We start from the raw sequence: 6,425 nt of genomic DNA, 5'->3' as shown, positions 1-6,425 counted from the left end.
GACGGCGGCGTCAGCGCCGCCTGGGCCGTTTGACCCCCATCGAGTTCGAGACCATCATGAACACGACCGTCGCACTGGCGGCGTGACTACAACCTGTCACCGATCCGTGCAGCAGTCCCGATCGTGGGAACGATCATCGGCTTCATCGTGTTCTTCGCCGTCGTCAGCACCGCGTTCAACGACGCCTTCAACGAGGAGGCGACCGTCGTCGAGCAGCCGGCCGAGTCCGGCACCGACGAGGAGACCACCGCGGAGGAGGAGCCCGCCGCGGCCGAAGAGGGCACGCGCGAGAACCCGTACCCGCTCGGGACGACGATCACCAGCGACGAGTGGGAAGTTACGATCAACAGCGTCACCTTCGCCGCCAACGACGCCGTCGCCGCCGAGAACGAGTTCAACGAGCCGCCGGCCGAGGGCTCGGAATACATCCTCGTGAACGCGACCGTCACCTACGTCGGAGCAGACACCGAAGGGTCGATGCCAGTCTTCGTTCAGATCGAGTACGTCACCCCCACCGGCGAGACTGTGAACTCCTACGACTCGCTGGTCGTCCCTCCGGACCAGCTGGACAGCACCAGCACGCTCTACAACGGCGGCACGGCTAGCGGCAACCTCGTGTTCGCGGTGCCCTCCGCGACGGCACAAGACGGCGTCATCGCCGTAGCGCCCGGAGTCATGGTCGACACGGTGTTCTACGCCGTCAAGTAGACCGCTCCAGCCCGAAGCCCCCGGCGCCCTCGCCGGGGGCTTCTGCGTCGCCTACGCACGCAACCCCATGGCACTCGTACGGCGATAGAGCCGCACGCGACGTACCGCATCCGCGCATCGCCCCGATATGGATCGAAGCACGCTGTGCACGTCGCGCAACGCGCGTTCGGGCACTGTCGTGTGGCGCAACGCGGTCACGCTACGCAGGGACTAACTGGATTTGCCCCCGAAGTACCTCTTCCGAATCTGCGTGAACCGCGCTGCCCAGACCGTCCGCCGCTGAGAGCGGTGGGCCTTCATTGCCGCGTCGTTTTGGGTGCGAACGGTGTTCCGAAGATTGTGAGCACTCCGGATCGCGCTCATGTTTCTTACGTGACCGCCTCTGCCAAGCAGGTACATCAACGCACCGAGTATTAGGGTGCCGAGGCCGACCAATGTCATGGCTGCCGCGATGGCGCCAATGTTGGATGCCCACTCGGGATAGGTCTTGGTCGAGACGCCTGAAGGGAACTGCAGCGTTACGGCGACGGCTAGTCCCAGAACGCCGGCAAGCCCGCCAACAGACAGGAGCGACCCGAAGACAATGAGTGGCCGCGCTGCGGTGATGAGTTCGTCGTAGGAATGATCCGCCTGTCTAAGAGCCCACTCCACGACGAGGTCGTCATGGACGTCACGCACGAGTCGCTGCTCGGCCGAATCTTTGGTCATGGACTCAAGCCCCGCCGACAGGTTCTTGGCTTGCTCGAGCGGTCGAGGAAGGCGTCGCCGCGAGGTTCCTATGAGAGCCCCGAGAGCCCCAAGTCCCGCGGCGAGAACCACCGCTCCTGCCGAAACGAGCGCGACGACCAGTTCCGTATCCAATCGACGCCTCTCTCGCCCGAACATGGGAGCGTGCAACGATCATAGCGACGCCCTGAACGCCGTCCGGTGCATCGACCGGCTATCCCGGCTGTGACGCATCGGACGCTGCCACCGCGTCGGGATAGAACGCGACTTAGCGACAACGCAAAAGGGATTCTGCGGGCCGACCCGGCCCCGTACTCCCCGCACGACGTCGGCATCGCCGGCGAATTCAGCACGGACCGGAACCGCCTGCGTGCAATGCCCGTTTACGGATCCGCGCGCAGGGCTTGTGCACGTGTGGACGCTCTGCAAGAAGACGATCACCGAGCACCCGTCGTCCGCCGGTATCCGCGGGTCTCCGACTGCTTCTGACTGCCCGTGAAACGCCATCGCGGAGCGGCTCTGCGCCGGTTGAACGTCGAACGCAGTGGCGCCTGCCGCGTCAGCACGGGAGGCCGCATCGATGGCACTGTGCATGTAAACCAGGAGTTGACGCGCACATTCCCTCTCCCTAATGTCGGACGCATGGACGATCAGTCACCGGATGACGGAGTATCGCTGTCCGAACTCGCAGCGATGGTCGATGGCACAGAAGCGGTTACCGCCTCCGTCGCGATCCGGCGAGCCGATCAACTGGTGCGCCGGTCGCAAACGCGATTGGTCGACCTGGTCGTTGAAGCACGTGCCGCAGGAGTTTCGTGGCAGGCAATCGGCGACACGCTCGGTGTGAGTCGCCAAGCGGCATTCAAACGATTCGGTGGTGCGGTTGCGCATCCAGAGAAGGAGATGGAAATGGCCAGGCAGACGATCGACCTCATGGATCGAACCCGTGCGGTGTTCGAGTGGCTGGACGCGGGTGACTACGAGGCGGTGCGCACCCAGATGACCTATGCGTGTGCTCGCACGCTCAGTAAGCGCAAGATTCAGGGAGTGTGGAACGAGGTCGTCACTGCGACGGGTCGGCTGGAGTCATCCACGGACCTCACGGTGCGGACTCCCGACGGCACGAACGCGCTTAACAAGCTCGCGAACAGGGTCCTCGCGAACGGCGCCATCGTGCAAGCGACGCTCCGTCACGAGGCCGGCGACTGGATCGGTCGGGTCGCCTACAACGGCTCTGGCAAGATCACCGGTCTGCTGATCGCCCCTCCAGGGGCTCGCGACTTGCCGTTCTGAGGCGAGCCGACCGCCACGGCATCGCGGGAGAGAGAGCCCGGCATCGAGAACGCGCGTGGACGCCCCGCTTTCGCGCAATGCCCGTATACGGATCCAACCCAGGGTGCGCCTCCGCGCTGACGGTGGCACCGTCGGCGCCATGAACGGAATGCAGATTGGCTATGCCAGGGTCTCCACCGCGGATCAAGACCTCACCTCGCAGCGGGATGCACTGCTGCGACTGGGAGTCCTTGATTCGAACATCTACCTCGATCACGGGCTGACCGGCACTAACCGGGCCAGGCCCGGACTCCGCGAAGCTCTCGCGGCCGTCCGGCAAGGTGACACGCTGGTGGTCACCAAGCTCGACCGGCTCGCCCGGTCGGTGAGGGACGCACGCGACATCGCCGACGAACTGACGACGAAGGGCGTCGCGCTCAGTCTCGGCGGGAGCAGGTACGACCCCACAGATCCGGTGGGGCGGCTGCTTTTCAACGTGCTCGCCATGGTCGCCGAGTTCGAACGCGACCTGATCAGCATGCGCACCAAAGAAGGAATGGCGGTGGCGCGAGCGAAGGGTCACCTGAAGGGCAAGCAGCCAAAGCTGTCGATGACTCAGCGAAAGCTCATGTTCGACGTCCAGGACCAGGGTGAGTACACCCAGACTGAGATCGCCGAGCTGTTCAATGTGTCCCGCGCCACCGTCTACCGCGAATTACGGCGCCGCCGCCTGGCATTCCTCGCCACGTGCGAAGCACACATCTTCTGAACGCGCGTAGTCGAGGCCACCCGCCGCCGCTGCCCGCGGCGGGCTCGCGACTGCGGCCAGGTTCCATCCGCAACAGGGTCGCGGATGGGACCCGGCCGGAAAGCCTCTAGGCCGCCACGTACTCCTGCCGGACCGCGCCGCGTGTGGCGATCTCGATGAACCCGAAGTCGTGGTCGGAGTTCAGGATGACGGCGTCGTTGACGACCGCGTACGCCGCGATGAGGCAATCGAACGCCGCTGCCGCGCGCATGAGCCCTGAGTTCCATAGCGCCTGCTGGACGTCCAGTGCGTGCTGTTCGTCGGGGTGTTCCCAGGCGGGCAGTAGCTGCTCCATGTCCGCGCGGAGTTCTTGGTACTCCTGAGGCGTCCGGGCCGAATGGCAGTACTCGAGGACTTGAGGAGGGCACGTGATGATCAGATGAGTGGGTGAGAGCTCCCGGAGCCTGGCCGCAATCGCATCGCTCGTCGAGGCCTTCTGCCAGATGCTGTTGTCGACGAGGTAGGTCGTCACTGGCCGGCAATCGCCGTCCGCGGCGGTATCGTCGGAGCGTCGATCTGGTCGGGCTCGAACGCGCGGGCGATAATCCGCTCGACAGCAGCGGGCTGGCGACGGACGGCGATGAGCGTACGCAGGGCGAGGTCCACCGTTTCGCGATTGGAGGTCGTGCCGGCGAGCTCTTTCGCTTGGCGCAGCTCGTCCGGGTTGATATCGATTGACGTGACGGTCATGATTCCTCCTCCGGTTTGTATAGAGCAGTATATAGACCTCTCGCGCGACTCCGCCTGGATCTCAACCGCCTACGGCTTCCATTGGGTCAGGTGCCCAAGAAGCTCCCTCCTATGCGCGCCGCACGTATGAGGATCCCAGCGACGATGCGGCTGCCGATGACGTCGGTGCCGGGCGCTGCGTGACCCGCCGGCAATATGCGCACTCCTAGGATGCTCGCATGACTAGCAGTTCCTATGGTCAGGCGCTGAGATCGCCTCGAGGGCTCGGCGCGGTGTGGGGTGCTGCCGGTGTTCTCGCGGTCGCTTTTACTCTCGGTGGCTGTGCATCTGTGGCGGCGACGCCTGGTGCAGAGAGTGCCTCCCCCTCGCCGACATGCGCGGTCGCTGAGCAGCCAGGAGTCGAGCCGTCGCCTGGCTGCGTCGTGTACGACGCGGAGAATAATATGGCGAGCAACGAGCTCTACCGGCAACGCATGGAGCAGCCGCAAGACGGGCGAGAAACGGGAGCACGCCTGATCGCACCCGTGACCGCGGCGCTCGAGGCCGTGCGGGTCTCGAGCGCTGGGATTAGCGAACCCGCCGTGCGTGCCGCGCTGGTCGAGGCGGGCGTGACCGAGGCGCACATCCAAAGCTATGAGCGCAACGGTGACGTGCCGTTCGGCGTGGCCGTCACCGGTGGCGGATGCCTCTTCGGCGCCGTGACACCGGAAGGCGTGCAGGTCGAGGTCGGCGGATTCATCATGGACGGCGGCTGCCTGCCAGCTCCGGGCCACTAGTACCGCGCCCGGCCCGCAAAGGGATCGCGGGCGGCCGGTGCCACCAACCACGGTTTCAATGCACGGGTCGCGGCTCGTCGGGTCAGATCTTGATGGGGAAGGTGAGCATGATGATGACGCCGGCGATGCCCACCACGATCCCTAGGCCGAGCAGGGTTCGACGGACCCAGAGCGCGACGTCGCGCTGCGACATGGCGGTGAGGAACAAGACCAGCGCGAACAGCACTGTGAGCAGCGAGTAATTGTCGCCGCGCTGGTTGTTTTCCAACGCCTGCTCGAACTTTTCGTCGGCTTCCGCCGTCAGTTGTGCGGCTTCTCCGGTTCCGGGCGGGACGTACTCGTCCATCGCGAGCGGGCCGCGTTCGGTGCGGCCGCCAGCCTCCCAGACATCGAAAGCGACAGCAAACTCCGGGGTGAAGCGTTCCTCGATGAACACCCTGAGATCATCGTTGCCCGCTTCCTCGGCGAGCACCCACTCCGTGAACATCGACAAGTCGTAGAGCCGCGCGTCCCGGGCTGTCCCCTCGGCGGCGGTCGCTTGGATGCGGGCGCTGGAAGCCTGGCTGAACGCGATGGACATCTCGCCGCCCCACTTGGAGGCCTCGAAACCGCACCACGCGGTCAGCACCGCCGTGATCGACAAGACGAACACGGTCACGATGTCGAGTATCCGGCTCTCACGTGACGTTGTGCTGGCTTCCGACATCCGTCTCCGCTTCCATTCGCAACGAACTCACGTTCGCTACAGTCTGGCGGACGAGTAGCGCGTACGGCGAGAGCAAGCCGGTGAGACGAGCGTCCGTCCCCTATCGCCGCTTGCGCCTCGGAGGCGACCGTTCGCGGACGCGTCATCGTCGGCGCGCGGTTGCTACTGAAGAATCCCGTCCGAAAGACTGGGGTCGGGCCGCCGTGGCCGGAGAGAAGGATCAGACACATGCATCAGCGTGAACCGGAGGCGTCGATCCGGGACGCTCAAGCGAAGCTGCTCGCGTCTTTGCCGTTCGACGACGTCGACGACTTCGCCGCCGCCGACCGCGGCTTCGTCGGCACCCTCGACGACCCGAAGATCCGCAACGCCGACGGCGACGTCGTCTGGGATGCCTCGACCTACGACTTCCTCCGGGGTGACGCGCCGGACTCGGTCAACCCGAGCTTGTGGCGGCAATCCAAGCTCGTCGCCAAGCACGGGCTCTTCGAAGTCGTCGAGGGGCTCTACCAGGTGCGCGGCCTTGACCTCTCAGTGATGTCGATCGTCGAGGGCGACACGGGAGTCATCGTCATCGATCCGCTGATCTCGACGGAGACCGCGATCGCCGCTGTGGGTCTGTACCGCGCGCACCGCGGCGACCGGCAGATCGTCGCCGTCATCCACACCCACAGCCACATTGACCACTTCGGCGGTGTCGCGGGTCTGGTCACCACGGACGACGTGGATGCAGGCACGG

9 protein-coding genes are annotated in these 6,425 nt (G+C 65.2%); 5 read left to right on the top strand and 4 right to left on the bottom strand.

Annotated features, from left to right (window positions below):
• Positions 1 to 123 precede the first annotated feature (123 nt).
• Complete coding sequence (locus IM767_RS20485) at positions 124 to 708, top strand: DUF4352 domain-containing protein (protein WP_162564433.1); 585 nt, start codon at positions 124 to 126, stop codon at positions 706 to 708.
• A 210-nt stretch (positions 709 to 918) separates the two neighbouring features.
• Here the strand turns inward: IM767_RS20485 and IM767_RS20480 are convergent, their stop codons facing one another.
• Complete coding sequence (locus IM767_RS20480; protein ID WP_162564434.1) at positions 919 to 1,569, bottom strand: hypothetical protein; 651 nt, start codon at positions 1,567 to 1,569, stop codon at positions 919 to 921.
• Positions 1,570 to 2,076: 507 nt separating this feature from the next.
• On the opposite strand from IM767_RS20480, the gene IM767_RS20475 reads away from it, so the two are divergent.
• Together IM767_RS20475 and IM767_RS20470 are read left to right on the top strand one after the other, a co-directional pair.
• Positions 2,077 to 2,727 carry a hypothetical protein gene (locus tag IM767_RS20475; protein ID WP_109212366.1) on the top strand — a complete coding sequence of 217 codons (651 nt, stop codon included), beginning with the start codon at positions 2,077 to 2,079 and terminating at the stop codon, positions 2,725 to 2,727.
• A gap of 139 nt (positions 2,728 to 2,866) precedes the next feature.
• Complete coding sequence (locus tag IM767_RS20470) at positions 2,867 to 3,475, top strand: recombinase family protein (protein WP_198426197.1); 609 nt, start codon at positions 2,867 to 2,869, stop codon at positions 3,473 to 3,475.
• A 106-nt stretch (positions 3,476 to 3,581) separates the two neighbouring features.
• On the opposite strand, the gene IM767_RS20465 is transcribed toward IM767_RS20470, so the two are convergent.
• Positions 3,582 to 3,986 carry a PIN domain-containing protein gene (locus tag IM767_RS20465; RefSeq protein ID WP_109212367.1) on the bottom strand — a complete coding sequence of 135 codons (405 nt, stop codon included), beginning with the start codon at positions 3,984 to 3,986 and terminating at the stop codon, positions 3,582 to 3,584.
• Positions 3,983 to 4,204, bottom strand: a complete 222-nt coding sequence (locus IM767_RS20460) for a type II toxin-antitoxin system VapB family antitoxin (RefSeq protein ID WP_109212368.1) — start codon at positions 4,202 to 4,204, stop codon at positions 3,983 to 3,985. The genes IM767_RS20465 and IM767_RS20460 overlap by 4 nt, the downstream gene beginning before the upstream one ends.
• A gap of 443 nt (positions 4,205 to 4,647) precedes the next feature.
• Between IM767_RS20460 and IM767_RS20455 the strand changes: the two genes are divergently transcribed.
• Positions 4,648 to 4,980 (top strand): hypothetical protein, encoded by a 333-nt coding sequence (locus IM767_RS20455; RefSeq protein ID WP_109212369.1) that lies wholly within the window; start codon positions 4,648 to 4,650, stop codon positions 4,978 to 4,980.
• Positions 4,981 to 5,062: 82 nt separating this feature from the next.
• Here IM767_RS20455 and IM767_RS20450 read toward each other — a convergent pair whose 3' ends face one another.
• Positions 5,063 to 5,638, bottom strand: a complete 576-nt coding sequence (locus IM767_RS20450) for a hypothetical protein (protein ID WP_239453533.1) — start codon at positions 5,636 to 5,638, stop codon at positions 5,063 to 5,065.
• A gap of 276 nt (positions 5,639 to 5,914) precedes the next feature.
• On the opposite strand from IM767_RS20450, the gene IM767_RS20445 reads away from it, so the two are divergent.
• Positions 5,915 to 6,425 (top strand): MBL fold metallo-hydrolase (locus tag IM767_RS20445; RefSeq protein WP_194398966.1); only part of this gene is annotated, 511 nt, incomplete at its 3' end.

The sequence above is a fragment of the Microbacterium ureisolvens genome (assembly GCF_015278315.1).
Classification (GTDB): Bacteria; Actinomycetota; Actinomycetes; order Actinomycetales; family Microbacteriaceae; genus Microbacterium; species Microbacterium ureisolvens.
The sequence above is the reverse complement of the archived record's forward strand: the minus strand, read 5'-3'. Positions and strand labels throughout refer to the sequence as shown.